The organism is Bradyrhizobium sp. P3_C3 (assembly GCF_056402655.1).
On record NZ_JBFUGY010000009.1, the window covers coordinates 109703 to 124121 of the forward strand.

General features: G+C 64.8%; 14 protein-coding genes. 3 read left to right on the forward strand and 11 right to left on the reverse strand.

Features of this window, described 5'->3' with window-relative positions; genetic code table 11:
* Positions 1-21 precede the first annotated feature (21 nt).
* Both AC1DW2_RS12825 and AC1DW2_RS12830 read right to left on the reverse strand, forming a co-directional pair.
* Positions 22-693, reverse strand: coding sequence for a response regulator transcription factor (locus tag AC1DW2_RS12825; protein ID WP_038944749.1), 672 nt, complete (start codon positions 691-693; stop codon positions 22-24).
* Positions 690-2567, reverse strand: a complete 1878-nt coding sequence (locus tag AC1DW2_RS12830) for a PAS domain-containing sensor histidine kinase (RefSeq protein ID WP_477006211.1) — start codon at positions 2565-2567, stop codon at positions 690-692. Before AC1DW2_RS12830 ends, AC1DW2_RS12825 begins: the two co-directional genes overlap by 4 nt.
* 452 nt (positions 2568-3019) lie before the next feature.
* On the opposite strand from AC1DW2_RS12830, the gene AC1DW2_RS12835 reads away from it, so the two are divergent.
* The 3 genes from AC1DW2_RS12835 to AC1DW2_RS12845 all read left to right on the forward strand — a co-directional run bounded on the left by AC1DW2_RS12835 (position 3020) and on the right by AC1DW2_RS12845 (position 5073).
* A complete protein-coding gene (locus AC1DW2_RS12835) occupies positions 3020-3859 on the forward strand; it encodes a helix-turn-helix domain-containing protein (protein ID WP_477006212.1) in 840 nt (279 codons plus the stop codon).
* Positions 3856-4065 carry a hypothetical protein gene (locus AC1DW2_RS12840; protein ID WP_477006213.1) on the forward strand — a complete coding sequence of 70 codons (210 nt, stop codon included), beginning with the start codon at positions 3856-3858 and terminating at the stop codon, positions 4063-4065. Before AC1DW2_RS12835 ends, AC1DW2_RS12840 begins: the two co-directional genes overlap by 4 nt.
* A 141-nt stretch (positions 4066-4206) precedes the next feature.
* The gene (locus AC1DW2_RS12845) at positions 4207-5073 is read left to right on the forward strand and encodes a PhzF family phenazine biosynthesis protein (RefSeq protein ID WP_477006214.1); all 867 of its coding nucleotides are present in this window, start codon (positions 4207-4209) and stop codon (positions 5071-5073) included.
* A gap of 63 nt (positions 5074-5136) precedes the next feature.
* On the opposite strand, the gene AC1DW2_RS12850 is transcribed toward AC1DW2_RS12845, so the two are convergent.
* The 9 genes from AC1DW2_RS12850 to AC1DW2_RS12890 form a co-directional block, all read right to left on the reverse strand.
* Entirely contained in the window at positions 5137-5868 is a 732-nt protein-coding gene (locus AC1DW2_RS12850) for a YoaK family protein (protein ID WP_084795221.1), read from the reverse strand.
* 52 nt (positions 5869-5920) lie between these two features.
* Positions 5921-6703, reverse strand: a complete 783-nt coding sequence (locus tag AC1DW2_RS12855; protein WP_477006215.1) for a 3-hydroxybutyrate dehydrogenase — start codon at positions 6701-6703, stop codon at positions 5921-5923.
* A 34-nt stretch (positions 6704-6737) separates the two neighbouring features.
* Positions 6738-8357: an MDR family MFS transporter gene (locus tag AC1DW2_RS12860; protein ID WP_477006216.1), complete on the reverse strand. Its 1620-nt coding sequence runs from the start codon at positions 8355-8357 to the stop codon at positions 6738-6740.
* 83 nt (positions 8358-8440) lie between these two features.
* Positions 8441-9589 carry an HlyD family secretion protein gene (locus AC1DW2_RS12865; RefSeq protein ID WP_477006217.1) on the reverse strand — a complete coding sequence of 383 codons (1149 nt, stop codon included), beginning with the start codon at positions 9587-9589 and terminating at the stop codon, positions 8441-8443.
* A gap of 32 nt (positions 9590-9621) precedes the next feature.
* Entirely contained in the window at positions 9622-10797 is a 1176-nt protein-coding gene (locus tag AC1DW2_RS12870; protein ID WP_477006218.1) for a DUF3734 domain-containing protein, read from the reverse strand.
* 33 nt (positions 10798-10830) lie between these two features.
* Positions 10831-11628 carry an acetoacetate decarboxylase gene (locus tag AC1DW2_RS12875; protein ID WP_477006268.1) on the reverse strand — a complete coding sequence of 266 codons (798 nt, stop codon included), beginning with the start codon at positions 11626-11628 and terminating at the stop codon, positions 10831-10833.
* Positions 11629-11707: 79 nt separating this feature from the next.
* A complete protein-coding gene (locus tag AC1DW2_RS12880) occupies positions 11708-12913 on the reverse strand; it encodes an NAD(P)/FAD-dependent oxidoreductase (protein WP_477006219.1) in 1206 nt (401 codons plus the stop codon).
* A gap of 116 nt (positions 12914-13029) precedes the next feature.
* The gene (locus AC1DW2_RS12885) at positions 13030-13323 is read right to left on the reverse strand and encodes a hypothetical protein (protein WP_477006220.1); all 294 of its coding nucleotides are present in this window, start codon (positions 13321-13323) and stop codon (positions 13030-13032) included.
* A gap of 101 nt (positions 13324-13424) precedes the next feature.
* On the reverse strand, positions 13425-14375 hold the full coding sequence (locus AC1DW2_RS12890) for a helix-turn-helix transcriptional regulator (protein ID WP_477006221.1): 951 nt from the start codon (positions 14373-14375) through the stop codon (positions 13425-13427).
* Positions 14376-14419: the final 44 nt, after the last annotated feature.

Consider the following 14419-nt stretch of genomic DNA (forward strand, 5'->3'; position numbering starts at 1 on the left):
GCAGTCCCGCCGGAATTATACTCAGGTTTGGTCCGTAGTCTTTCGGTTCTGGGAAATCCCGAGCGCTTCGGCCTTGCGAACGAGGTCGGCCAGCGACCGGACCTCCATCTTGCGCATGACGTTGCCGCGGTGGATCTTGACGGTGATCTCGCTGAGGCCGATCAGGCCGGCCACCTGCTTGTTCATCAAGCCGGCGGTCACATGGCCCATCACCTCGCGCTCGCGCGCCGTCAGGCTCTCATACTGGATGCGGATATCCTCCTTCGTCGCGGCTTCCGCACGGCGCTGCGCATCGCGCTCGAGCGCTGCCGTCACGGCGTCGAGCATGTCCTGATCGCGAAACGGCTTGGACAGGAAATCCACGGCGCCAGCCTTCATGGCGCGCACCGACATTGGAATGTCTCCATGACCGGTCATGAAGATGATTGGATATCTGATGCCCTGGCGGGTCAGTTGCCCCTGGAGATCGAGGCCGCTCACGCCCGGGAGCCGGACGTCCAGCACGATGCAGGCCGGTTTGTCGGGCATGACGCCGCCAAGCAGCTCGGCCGGTGAGCCGAACAGGCGTGTCTCGAGGCCGACGGATCGGAACAGGCTGTCGAGCGAGGCACGAATGCTCGCGTCGTCATCAACGATGATGACGACTGAACTGGAGGATTGGGCCGGCGGTTGCACTTGGTTTGGTCGTGTCATGGCAAGGCGTGTTCTTGGCTAAATGGCAGTGTCAGGTGGAATGTCGCGCCCGAGCCCGGAGAGCTCTCCACGGACAATCGGCCGCCGTGAGCTTCCACCGTCGTTCGGCAGATCGCAAGTCCCATGCCCATGCCGCCGCCCTTGGTGGTGAAGAACGGATCAAACAGGCGCGGCAGGTCGTCCGGCTGGATGCCCGGGCCGCTGTCCTCGACCGTGATGGCGAGGTTTTCGCCGTCCACGGTTCCGGCGCGCAGCGTAACGGTGCGGGAACCAGGCCGGCCTGACATGGCCTGGCCGGCATTGATCAGAAGATTGACCAGGACCTGCTGAAGCTGGATCCGGTCGCCGCGAACCGGCGGCAGGCCATGCTCCGTCTCGACGATGAGGGTGACGTCGTCCTTGACGAGCTCGCGCGCGACCAGGAGGGTCGCTTCCTCGATGATCTCGTCGATCTGCAGCAGATCCTGCTGGGTAGGGGCCTTCTTCAGGAAAGTCCGGATGCGGGTCACGATCTCGCTGGCGCGGCGGCCCTGGGCAACGACGTGACCGATCGTCGCCGCAACCTCCTTGAGATCGGGCACGTCGCGGCGCAGCCACCGCAAGCCAGCCTCGCCGCTGGTGACGATCGCTGCCAGAGGCTGATTCACCTCGTGGGCAATGGACGCGCTGAGCTCGCCGAGGGTGGCGACGCGCGCGGCATGCGCCAGCTCCGCCTGCGCCGCGAGCAGCGCATCCTGTGCCTGCTTGCGCTCGGTGATGTCGATGACGAAGGCGAGCACGTTGCGATCTCCGTCGGGCTCGGCCGGAAAGGTGATCGTAAACATGACGGGAACCTTGCGACCGTCGAGACTCACGAAATCGGTCTCGCCTTCGTGGAACCGATCTCCTTCCGCGAATGCGATCAGCGCGCCGAGGAAACGGCGGTGGTTCTCGTCCAGAAGCCTGTCCACGTTCGCGATGAAGGCCGCAGAGTCGCTTGCTCCCGCCATCTTCTGGAGGGCCGGATTGACGTCGGTAATTCTGGCGAGCCGGCGGACATGCCGCACGAATTCAGGATTTCGTGCAAGGTAGTCCCGCAACGTGGCGCCTCCGGTCTCCAGCGAATTCAGCGCGGTCCGCACTGCGCTCCAATCCTCCTCGACGACGCCGACCCGGCTTGCGTCGAACATCCGGCGGTATCGCTGCTCGCTCTGCACCAGCGCGTTATGTGCCGCGACGCGGTCCGTGACGTCGGTGTGGGTTTCAAGGACTCCAACGGGTTTGCCGAGATGGTCGTGCTGGAGCGCCCATCTTGCATCGACGGTGAGTGCGCCGCCGGCCTTCGTCCGCTGCTCCAGCCTGCCTTCCCATCGGCCGATGTCGAGCAGGCCGGCCTCGATGGCCTCTCGCCGGTCGGGATATTTGGTTCTCAGCAGCGCGTCGGCGAGTTGCCCGACCGCCTCGTCGGCCGACCAGCCGTAGGCCTGTTCCGCGGCCCTGTTCCAGAAACTGATCACGCCGCCGCGATCCCTGACGAAGATCATGTCATGCGAGAGATTGAGCAGGCGCGCCTGCGCCGCGAGGCGCTTCGTCGCCGCCTGATTCTGGAGCGCCAGCAAGGTCGTGATTCCGATGGCTGCGAGGCTCACCAGCGCACGAAGGGCAGGCGAGGCGATCGCCTCCAGATCGTGCGACAGTAGATAGGCGGTTATGGTCAGGACGCTGCAGCCGACAGCGGCGGCGATGATGTCGTTACGCCGGTGCGTCCTCGCCGCGAGCAGGATCGCAACGACGTAGAGAACTGCGACCGCGCCCTCGAGCGGCGTCAGCACATCGACCAGGAAAACCGCGAAAGCGAGGACGGCAGACCAGAACCGCAAGCCGGCGCGGCTCATCGATGAACCCGTGGCCCGATCAAGACTGGTCATCGTCGCTGGTGGTCGCTCTGCTCATTTTCGGTCACGTTGATGCCGCGATTTGATCGGGCCGACAACATGCGGCAACATGATTTTCGTGCTCTCTTGAAAGACGTTGCCGCGGTTTGATCCCGCGCGCGTGCCGATGAGGCACATTCCCCGGCAAAAACGGGGTTTTGCGTGAGTTTCCGACCATTGGCGAGCGCGTCAACTTACCGCAGGGCGAGATCAGTTCCGCCATCGCGGCGAACGGGACGCCCGTGCGGCCGGCGACGCCGCGGTCATACCTAGGTATGACGCGATCAACCCGAGAACCTATCCGGTGCACCCGCGCGTAGAATGGAGCGCGGGGACCGCCGAACTACTCTGCTCCCACATTCGGACGAGCCATTGGGTCTCGCCGGATCGAAAATGGGACAAGGAGTTCGACGATGTCGCTACAGATGTCACACCCGCTAGGCGCGAAGGATCATGTCGTCGGCTCGATCGGCGTCTCGGCTATCGATGGTTGCCAGTCCGGGCTTGCGGAACGTCCGGATCGCACCGGCGAAAAGGCGATGACGCTGTCCCTCGTTCACCTCGATGTTGCCCTGGCCATCGAGACGCCCCCGCCGGGCGTGCGGAGATGCGCCGGCGACGGGCCCAGCTTCAGGGTATCGGCGAAACGCCTCGCGCGCATCTCCGTCGAGACCGATCGGGAGGCCGGTGCAGGCGAGTTCCCGGACCCGGTGATGCGAAGCCTCTCCGATGCGCTCGCGGCAACCGAAGCGGCCCATCATCCTCACTCCGCCATCCTTGCGGACGCCTTGCGTCTTGCCATCCTGACCCGCAGAGCCAGCCGGCCGACGGCCGTCGCGCGCAACGAGACCGATCAGGCCGACGAGCGGTGCCGGTCTGTGCGGTCGTTGCAAAAATGGCGCCTCAAGCGCGTGCTGCAATATGTCGACGAGAATCTGGCTGGCAAGATCACCTTGCAGCATCTGGCGGCGGTCGCCGGCCTCAGCCGCATGCACTTTGCCGCGCAGTTCCGCGCGGCCGTCGGCATGCGGCCTCACGACTTTCTGCTGAAGCGGCGGATCGAACGCGCCCAGGAACTGCTGAGGCGCGCCGACGTCTCGCTGGTCGACGTTGCCTTGACCGTCGGATTCCAGACTCAGGCGCATTTCACGACGGTATTCAAGCGTTTCGCCGGCGATACGCCTTATCAATGGAGGAGCGCCTACCTTGCGCAATTCCTGCCGCTGCCTCGCGCCGAAGCGGGGCCGTCATGAGCAGTGTTGGCATTGAGGCCCTGATGCTGCCGCTGGCCGGCATTCACCTGGCGATGACGCACCATGAAGTCACGGGCGTGCTGGAGATTGCCCGTGCTCTCGGCAACTCCTATCGCCTGGCATCTTCAGATCCGGGATCCGGCGCGCTCTATGGCCGGTTCATTTTCGATTTCTGCCGAACCATCGTCACGGTCGTCGCGCGATAGCCTCTAGCAAATCGGTGTGCCCGGCGCGATTTCCGGCGCGAGATCGCGCAGCATGCTCCCTCGGCGCCTCGCAACACCGCCCTTTACAAGCGGGGCTGGTCAAGCGTTAACACGGCGATGGCAAACCGCAGAGCGAGAGTCATGAGAGCCTACAAAGTCGTCGACGCCTTCTCCTCCAAACCCTTCCTGGGAAACCCCGTCGCAGTCGTCTTTGACGCCGAGGGGCTGGCGACGGCCGAAATGCAGGCAATTGCCCGCTGGACGAACCTGTCGGAAACGACATTTCTCTTGCCGCCCACGAGTTCCGAGGCGGACTACCGCCTGCGCATTTTCACCCCCCGCAGCGAACTGCCGTTTGCCGGGCATCCGACGCTCGGCAGCGCCCATGCCGTGTTGGAGGCGGGCCGCGTGATGCTCCGGGCCGGCCGTCTCGTCCAGGAATGCGGTGTCGGGCTGGTGCGGATTGCCGTGGAGGGCGACGGCGCGGAGAGGCGTCTGACGCTTGCCTTGCCGCCGGCGAAGGTCACGGCTCTTTCAGCCGCAGACGTCGACGAACTGGAAGCTGTCATCGGTCATCGGATCGTTCGCGAGGTGGCTCCAGCGATCGTGGATGTCGGGGCCGTCTGGGTCGTCGCGCAACTTGCCGACGCGGACAGCGTTCTCGCGCTGACGCCGGACTTCCGGCGCTCGGCCACCTTCGAGAAGCGGCTGGGTGTGACCGGGCTCTCGCTTTTTGGCCGTCACGCTGATGGCGAGGCGGCTATCGAGGTGCGTTCTTTTGCACCATCATGCGGCGTCGAGGAGGACCCGGTATGCGGCAGTGGAAACGGCGCCATCGCCGTGTTCCATCGCGACCGCGGTCTCCTCAAGGCCGGGACGAGCTACACGGCGGCGCAGGGGCGCTGCGTCGGGCGCGATGGCCGCATCGCCTTGGCGATCGAAGCGGACGGCGAGATCAGCGTTGGCGGCGCTTGCGTTACGTGCGTGGATGGCAGGATTGCCGATTAAGCCACAGGTCGATGGTCGATCATGCCGCGCTTCGGCTGCGGTATGCATATTGAGTCAGACCCGCTAACGCACCGCGACCGCGACGGCAGACAAGGCTGCCGGAAGGGACCAGGCCCAGTCTCCCAGCACTGAAACAGCCGCCGCGGCGGCGACACAGCCGAAGATGAAGCCGAGCAAACGATGGAGCGAGCGACCCAGCGGCGTTGAATCATGCGGCAGCAGAGGGGTGCGTGGAGCGAGCAGGTCCATCGCCGACAAGACGGCATTGGCCAGATTGCCGGTCATCACCGCGGTCGAGATCGCGCCCGGCAGAGCGAGGCGAAGGAGCGCGTACTGGCAGGCCATGGCCGACACGGCGATCATCGCGGCCGCGCCGGCCCGGGATCCAGCCGCATCGGCAGACGGCCTTGTGATGACGCTGAAGATCAACAACGCGGCCAGGACGAGGAACTGAACCCGAAGCAACAGTCGCGCCAGGCTCGAACCGTGCCGGCCGGAAGCTTGGGCGATCAGCCAGACGGTCGCCAAGGTCAGCATGAAAACGGGAATCGCCAACAGCTGTGCCCAATGAAACGAGCCGCCATCGACGGCAACGACGGCGGCCAGCACGATGTTGCCGGTCACGTGAGCCGTGAAGATATGACCCAGCGTGAAGAAGCCGGTGAAGTCGACCATTCCGGCGATGACGCTGAGCAACGGTGGCAGTCGCGCCTCCAGGCGCGACAGCTCCGTTGCGTCATCCGCTGAATCCGCGGACCTTTGCAGCATGAGGAGGTCTCTGGCGAGCAGGGACATCTTTGGCTACTCCGATGCTGGCCGTTCGCATGGGCCGCTCACTGACCGCCGGCTACTGTGCCGTCCATCCGCCATCGACCGCGATCGCGGTGCCCGTGATCTGGTCCGCCGCGGGCGAGCACAGGAAGGCCACGGTGCCTCCAAGCTGCTCCGGAGAGACGAACTCGGACGACGGTTGTTTTTCGCCCAGGAGTGTCGGGGCGGCGTCCTTTTGGCTGATGTTCTTCTGTGCGGCGATGTCGCTGATCTGCTTTTCGACCAAGGGCGTCCGCACCCAGCCGGGACAGACTGCGTTGCAGGTCACGCCGCTGCCGGCGGTCTCCACGCCAACCACCTTGGTCAGGCCGATCAACCCGTGCTTGGCGGCGACGTAGGCCGCCTTGTGCGTCGATGCGACGAGGCCGTGGGTGGAGGCGATGTTGACGATCCGGCCCCAGCACTGCTTCTTCATCTGGGGCACCGCCGCCGCGATGCCGTGAAACGCGGCCGACAGATTGATGTCCAGGATCGCATGCCACTTGGCCGACGGAAATTCTTCCACCGGCGCGGTGAACTGGATGCCGGCATTGTTCACGAGGATGTCGAGGCGTCCGAACGTCTCGATTGTCGCGGCGATCAATCGGCGCACGGCATCGCCCTTCGACATATCGGCGCCGTCGTAGACCACGCGCACGCCGTGCTCGCGTTCGATCCCGCTGCGGATGGCTTCGATCTCGCCGGGGTCGCCGAAGCCGTTCAACACGAGGTTGACGCGGAGCCTGGCCAACTCTCTGGCGATTCCGAGCCCGATACCGCTGGTCGATCCGGTGACGATAGCGACCTTATCCTTCAACATGGGAGTTCCTTTCGAGGTCAGGTGGGGTGGGGGACTAGTGGGTGCCGCCGGCCTCGATCTGGCCGGGTTTCTTCAGCATCATGGACGCGGCGAGTGCGACGATCAGCGCGACACCGAGCAGGTAGAACATGTCGCCGAATGCCAGGATGAAGGCCTGCTTCTGCACGATCTTGCCAATCGCGACATAGGCGCGGTGAGCGGCGTCGATGCGATCGGTCACGCCGTGGTTCATGAAATACTGCGTCAGCTTCTCGAGCCTGGCTTGCGTGGCCTGCTCCAGCAGCGAGACCGACTGCGTCAGCACGTTGGAGTGATATTGCTCGCGCTTGGTGAGCAGCGTCTGCAGCAGCGCGATTCCGACGGCGCCGCCGAGGTTGCGCATCATGTTGAACAGGCCCGAGGCCGAACCCGCGTTCTCCGCCTCGATGCCCGATGTCGCGACAGCCGACAGCGGAGCGAACACCAGTGCCTGACCGAAGGCGCGGACGACGTTCGGCCAGAAGAGCTGGTCGGTGGCGTAGTCGTTGGTCATCGAGATGTTCATGAAGTTGGAGGCTGCGAACAGCGCAAAGCCGACACCGATGATGAGCCGCGCGTCGAAGCGCTGTAACAGCTGCGGCACCAGCGGGATCAGCAACAGCTGCGGCAGCCCGGTCCACGCCAGCACCATGCCGATCTGCTCGGCGTTGTAGCCCTGGATGCGCGATAGATAGACCGGCAGGATGAAGACCGAGCCGTAGAGCGCGATGCCGAGCAGGAAATTGGCGAGGATACCGAAACCGAAATTGCGACGCGCCAGGAGGCGGAGGTTCAGCAGCGGCTTCCTCGCCGCCAGCTCGATCCACAGGAAGGCCGACAGCGCGATCGCCGCGACAATCGACAGCTTGACGATGAACGGCGAGCCGAACCAGTCGTCCTTGTTGCCTTCCTCGAGCACGGTCTGCAGCGCGGCGAGGCCGATCGCCATGGTGGCGATCCCGGCCCAATCGCCCTCGCGCAGCAGCGACAGCTTCATCGGTTGCGGCTCGAGCGAGACGAATAGCAAGCCGATCATGACCGCGCCCGGCACCAGGTTGACGTAGAAGATGTACTGCCAGCCCCAGTTCTCGGTGAGATAGCCGCCGATGGTCGGCCCGATCGCGGGCGCAAAAGTCGCGGTGATCGCAAACAGCGCCAGCCCGATCGGCTGCTTCGCCTTTGGCAACAGCGTGATGATGAACGTGAACGCCATCGGGATCAGCACGCCACCGGTAAAGCCCTGCACGGCGCGCAACACGATCATCTGCGACAGGTCTTGTGCCAGCGCGCAGGCCGCCGAGAACACCAGGAACAACGTCGCATTGGTCAGGAGATAGATGCGGATCGAGAACGCCTGCGCCAGCCAGCCGGACAGCGGAATCACCACAATCTCGGCAATCAGGTAGGAGGTCGAGATCCAGCCGCCGTCATCGATACCGGCCCCGATCGCGCCCTGGATGTCGGCGAGCGAAGCGTTGACGATCTGGATGTTGAGCACCGCCATGAAGGCGCCGCCGAGCGTGGCGCCAGCGATGGCGATCCAGGTCTTGGCGGAGACCGCCGGGGCCGGTGTGGTGACGGACCGCTCGCCTTCGCCGGCGGGCACGGCATCGATGGCCGGTTGCAGTGTGGTCATGGTTGTCTGCTCGTCGCTTGCGAGAGAAGCATTGTCCGAACGGATTGTCCGGGAGGAGACAACCGCCAGGGACGCGTGTTCATTCAACTGCGGGGCTCGGGGCGGCGCGATGCGAGGCGCTTTTTGCTTTCGCGTTCGGCGATGGCCGCCGATTTGGTGTTGATGGTCGGCTCGGCCGACATGCCGGGACGGAGCAGGCCGGTCAGGCTGCGGTCGTCGAGGACGATTTTCACCGGCATGCGCTGTACGATCTTGGTGAAGTTGCCGGTCGCGTTGTCGGGCGGCAGCAGCGCGAACTCCAGACCGCTGGCCGGGGACAGGCTGTCGACATGGCCGTGCAGTCTGGTGCCGCGGAAGCTGTCGATGGTCAGCTCGACGGGCTGGCCGCCGCGCACATGGGTGAGCTGGGTTTCCTTGAAATTGGCGACGATGTACACGGCATCGAGCGGGACGACGGCCATCAGCTGCGTACCGGCCTGGACGAACTGCCCGACCCGGAGTGAGCGCGCACCGACGGTGCCGTCGACCGGCGCGATGATGCCGGTGTAGGACAGGTTCAGTGCCGCCTGCTGCTCGACCGCACGGGTGCGGTCGCGCTGCGCGACTGCCTTGGCGCGTTCGGTGGAGAGCACGTCGACCTTGCGCTCGGCCGCGAGCAGGCCCGACTTGGCGTGCTGCAATTGCGCGGCGGCGGCGCGCAGTGCCGCATCGGTCTGCTGCGCGCGCTGCACCGTGCCGGAGCCCGTCTTCATCAGCCCGTCGTATCGGACCTGCTCTTCCTGCGCGAATTTCAGATTGGCCGTGGCGGCAGCGACATCGGCCGTGCCTTGCTCGATGATCGGCTGCTGCAAGGCAAGCTGTGCATCAAGATTGCGGACAGCGGCGTCGGATGCGGCGACGTCGGCGCCGGCCTGATCGAGCGCGGCGCGGAAATCGCGATCGTCGATCTTTGCCAGCAACTGGCCGGCCTTCACCGTTTCGTTGTCGCCGACCAGGACCTGCGCGATATAGCCCGACACTTTCGGCGAGATGATCGTGGAATCCGCCTTCACATAGGCGTCGTCCGTGGTCTCCAGATAGCGGCCGATGGTGAGATAGTGGTGGCCGAACTCGGCTGCGGCGACGACGCCCAGGGCCAGTGCCAAGGCGAGGGCGGCCCGCTTGATCGCCTGCCCGGATGGCCGAAGGTTGGTTTTGGCGTCCTGCCCGGGAGCATAGGAAATGGAAGACATGGTATTCTCCGAAACGAGGTGGGCGGTGAGATTCAGTCGCGGCGATGGACGTCGTGGGTGACGATGCCGAGCTCGGGAGCCGGCGGGTCCAGGCGTCGCGGATCGGCCAGCGTGCGGCGGATATCGTCCAGTCCGCTCTGCCAGTGAGCGCGCATCGCGCTCAGCCCGAACTCATAATCCCTCGAATGGCCCTCGTGGATCTTGGTCTGATAGATCAGGTGCACGATGTTGTAGCAACGATGGCGCGCCATCTCCGCGATGGCGCGGATCTCGGGATCGTGCCTGGCGGCGTCCGGCAATTTCGCGATCGTGCGCTGCAAGGCCCGACGCATCTTCTGCATCCGCAGCACCTGGTCGGTCACGGCGCGTGTGCGGCTCGAATACTGGATGTCCTTCTGCCGGCTCGACACTTCCATCATGTCGTGGGGAACGTGGCCCTTGGCCGACCAGAGATCGATCTGGAACGTCAGCGTGTCACACGGCTCGCCGGACAGCACGCGGGATAAAGGCGTGTTCGAAACCACGCCGCCATCCCAATAGTGCTCGCCTTCGATCTCGACGGCGGGGAAGCCCGGCGGCAGCGCACCCGATGCCATGAAGTGCTTCGGTCCCAGCCGGCGCTCGGCGGTGTCGAAATAGGTCAGGTTGCCGGTGCGGACGTTGACCGCGCCGACGCTGACGCGCACGTCGCCCGAGTTCAGCCGGTCGAAGTCGACGAGCTTTTCCAGCGTCCGGTGCAGGGGTGCCGTATCGTAAAAGCTGGTCGCGGAGTCGCCCGAGAACGGTGACCAGAGCGGGGAGGGGAAGCGTGGCTTGAAGAAGCCAGGCTGGCCCTGGATCAAGGCCCGCGCCGCCGCCATCGCGTTGCGTACCGAGTTGATGTCGAACGCAAAGGGCAGTGCGTTGGCGAGCCCTTCGCCGGCGGGCCACTCGATCGAAAAGGCACAGATGGTCTCCCAGAACTCGCGCAACCGTGCAACACGCTCGCCTTCCGGCGAACCTGCGATGATCGCGGCGTTGAGCGCGCCGATCGAGATGCCGGCCAGCCAGTTCGGCCGGATGCCGGCCTCGTGCAGGCCTTCATAGACTCCGGCCTGATAGGCGCCGAGTGCGCCGCCGCCTTGCAACACCAGGGCGACGACATCGTAGGGCAGCGAATTGCTCCGCTGCGGCACAGGATTGGTTTGCTCGCGCATCACGTTCAGCATCTTGAGGACTCCCGATGGTACGGATGATGTCGATTAGCCGGCATTGGCGTCGACCAGGGTCTCGGAGGATCCGCGCCGCCGCACGGTTTCGCTCGAGGCCAGATAGTCGTGGACCCCGGTGCCGAGCCCCAGCGTCAGGTCGGCAACGATATGCTTCGCCGAGAGCACCCGGAGCACCGGCAGCTCGGCGACGGGGGCGAGCGCGTGCGAGTACAGGTCGAGCGCAGCGGGCCCGGTCCAGGCGCCCTTCACGGTGATGTCTTCGAGATGGAAGCGCACCAGCTCGCAGATGCGCGGCGTGCCGTCGACATGCGGAATGATCTTGAGCAGGAAATTCGGTGCGGCGAGCTTTTTTGCTTCGGCCTCGGCGTCGAGGGCCCGGTGCTTGTAGCCCATCGTGCCCGTCGCGATGCGGACCGAGCCGTAGTTCAAGGTGCCGACCAGCGTGTCGGTCTCGACCTCAAGCTTCGGCTGCGCCAGCTTCTTGGGAAAGCCCCAGAGCTCGCGCCCGCCCGCAATTGGCGGATGATCGTTGAGGAACATCTGGTGAACGAAGCTGCCGGCCTTGCCCTGATAGGACACCGGAACGACCTGCCCACTTTCAGTGTAGTCGCCAAATCCGGTCGAGTCCGGCATTCGGATGAACTCATAGTTCACCACCGGTTCGGTGATTTCGAGTGGTGCCGGCACGATCCGGCGCAGTGCCTCGGGATCTGTCCGGTACTGGATGATGAAGTATTCGCGATTGATGAAGCGATAGGGGCCGGGCGGGAAAGCCGGGCTGGTCAGTGGCATGGCGAACGCGCTCGCGCGCACGGTCTCGTGTTTCATCATGGTCGGCTCCGGTTGGTATGGGGTGATCGGGCCGGGCCCGCGCACGGTCGGCGCGGCCCGGTTTCGCGTGAGGCAGCTAGACCTCGCCGACGTGCTCCGGATCGGCCGAGGCCAGCGCGGCCGCTCGTTCCGGTCGGGGCGGATAGATCCAGACGGTATTGATCTGCTGCTTGGTCCGCTTCGCCTCGTCGCCGACGAGCTCGAGCTTCCGATCCCAGCCTCGCGTGAAGATCGCGCCGGCTTCTCCCAGATAGAGGCATGTGGCGTAGGCCTTCTGGTGATAAGGCCTGGTCGCGACACCCAAAAGTTCGGCAGCGGCATTGTTGCCGGCAAACGCGCCCATTCGCGTGGCATGCTGGCACGACATCAGCGCGTGGTTGCCGACGTCATCACAGGCTGCTTTGGCGGCATCGCCGGTGGCAAAGACGCCGGCGACACCAGGCACGCGCAAGTCGCGGTCGACAAGGAGGCGGCCCAGATTGTCGCGCTCGGCCGGGATCTGCGCGGTCAGAGGAGCGGCGCGCATGCCGGCGGCCCAGATCACGGTCTCGGCTTCGATGTGTTCGCCGCTGGAAAGCGTGACGCCAGACTTGTCGAGCGAGGTGACACCGGTGCGGAGGCGGGTCTCCACGCCAAGCTTGCGCAGCGCATCCTCAATGACGGGGCGGGAATCCGCGCCCATATCGTGAGCGATCGTGCTGTTGCGATCGACGATGACGACGCGCGCCTTGGCGTTCTTGCCGAGGACCGCACGCAGCCGCGCCAGCATCTCCGTCGCCGTCTCGATACCGGTGAACCCGCCGCCGGCCACGACGACCGTATCGCGTCCGTTCCTTGCAGGCCGATCGGCCAGATCATGGAGATGCCGCTCGAGCGCAATCGCATCGTCGAGCTTGTCGACGCTGAAAGCGTGCTCGGCAATGCCGGGGATGTTTGGTCGGAACAGCCGGCTGCCGGTGGCAACGACCAGCCGATCGTAGGAGAGATTCTGCTTCGTGCCTTTGGCCGTGACGAGCTCGATCACACGAGACTTGGTATCGATGGTCCCGACGCTGCCTTGCACGTAGACGACGTCGATGGCCTTCAATACGTCTTGCAGAGGTGCCGTCAGGGTTTCCGGCTTGCTTTCGTAGAGGCGGGGCCGGACCACGAGCGTCGGCTCCGGTGCAACAAGCGCGATTTCGAGTTGTTTGGGCGAAGCGCCCTGAATGTCCCGCAGGCGCGCGGCGGAAAGTGCGGCGTACATGCCGGCAAAGCCGGCGCCGATAATGACGAGTCGCATTTGATGATCTCCTGTGGATTGAGCTTTCCGGGCATGGGCGCGTCACCGCCGCCGCCACTCTCGTGGCGGATCGTCGAGGCCGATGACGCGAAGACGTGAAGTGAGATCGCGAATTCTCAGGGAGAGGGGCAGCCTGGCATTGCAGCCATAGGCGGCGGCCGGCGGTGACGAAAGAAAATTGGGTCGATGGCGTTCGGACGCCAATCGGCGTACGGGAGCTGGCCGCCATCCCTGTCGATGATGGGCATCACCGGACTTGCGTTATGTATGGACTGCGCCGGTATTTCCACTTCCTCGCCGGTCGCCGAGGTGAAGCGAACGGCCATTGAAAGTCCGTACATGATGGCGCTTGCGGCCATCCTTCGTCGCGGCACGAGTTTGACCGGACTAACCAAGTTCTTCCAGGTCATTGTTCGTCTCCGTCTATTGGATCGAGGGCACCCTGATCATTTAGCGGAGCGGACCTGCAGTTGCGCCAGAGCGATTGCTCTGCCTGCAGAGTGATTGCTGCTTAGCGCATGCGACGTCGCCAATCGCTCGGCGTTTCTCCCGTCAATCGCCTGAACGCGGCGGCAAAGGCGGTTTGAGAGGCATAGCCAAGCTCAGCCGCCACCGTGGCGATCGGGATTTCGGTGTCGCGCAGCGTGTTCATGGCCTGCTCGAGCCGGTGCTGGCGTAGCCAGCTATGCGGCGAAAGACCGGTGCTTTCCTTGAAAGCACGACAGAAGTGGAAGCGAGACAGGCCGGCGTCCGAAGCGAGCGCCGCAAGAGAGACGTCGGAATCGCTGTCCGAACGCAAGCGTTCGATCGCGCGTCGCAGAGCTTGGGGAGCCAGCCCGCCTATGATCGGCTCGATGGCGGTCGGCTCGCCGATGTGCGCGGCCAGGATGCGCGTGGCGATGATATCGGTCAGTCGCTGCCTGAAGAGTGCATCCAGAACCGCGTTGCCCTCCAACACATCCGCCCCGCTCATCAGCAGTCCGGATGTGACAGGGTCGAGATGCCCGGTTCGCTCCAGAAGATCACCGGGAATGGGCGCGTCGGCTTCGCGGGCGACGCGTTCGAGCGTTGCGTGCGGAAGATACAGCTGGACGACATCGACAGGACCGGGAATATCCCATCTGGCGCTCGAACCAGCCGGAATGATCGTCACGACTCCGGAACGGGCCGTTCCAATCGCAACCGATTTTCCGGCGCGTCGCTCCAGGCGCTGAACGCCTGTGGGGTACGTCATGATGACGTGGTCGGTCATGGGCTCGACGACGTCGTGCAGAGCGCCGTGCTTCCAATGCGCGATGCCGCCATTGGAGGGGTCCGAAGCCATCTGGAGCGGCGCGGTCTTCAGGATGCGCGCCATCTCCACATCGGCAGGCCGCCGCTCGACGTTCGGCGAGTCGCTATGGCGCGCATCGGGTGCGGCCAGCAGAGCCCCCAAAGGATCGTGCAGGATTGGCTTGTCCATGGAGTTAGTCTCGCGTTCGGAAGGCACTTCGGGACCCGCGGAGC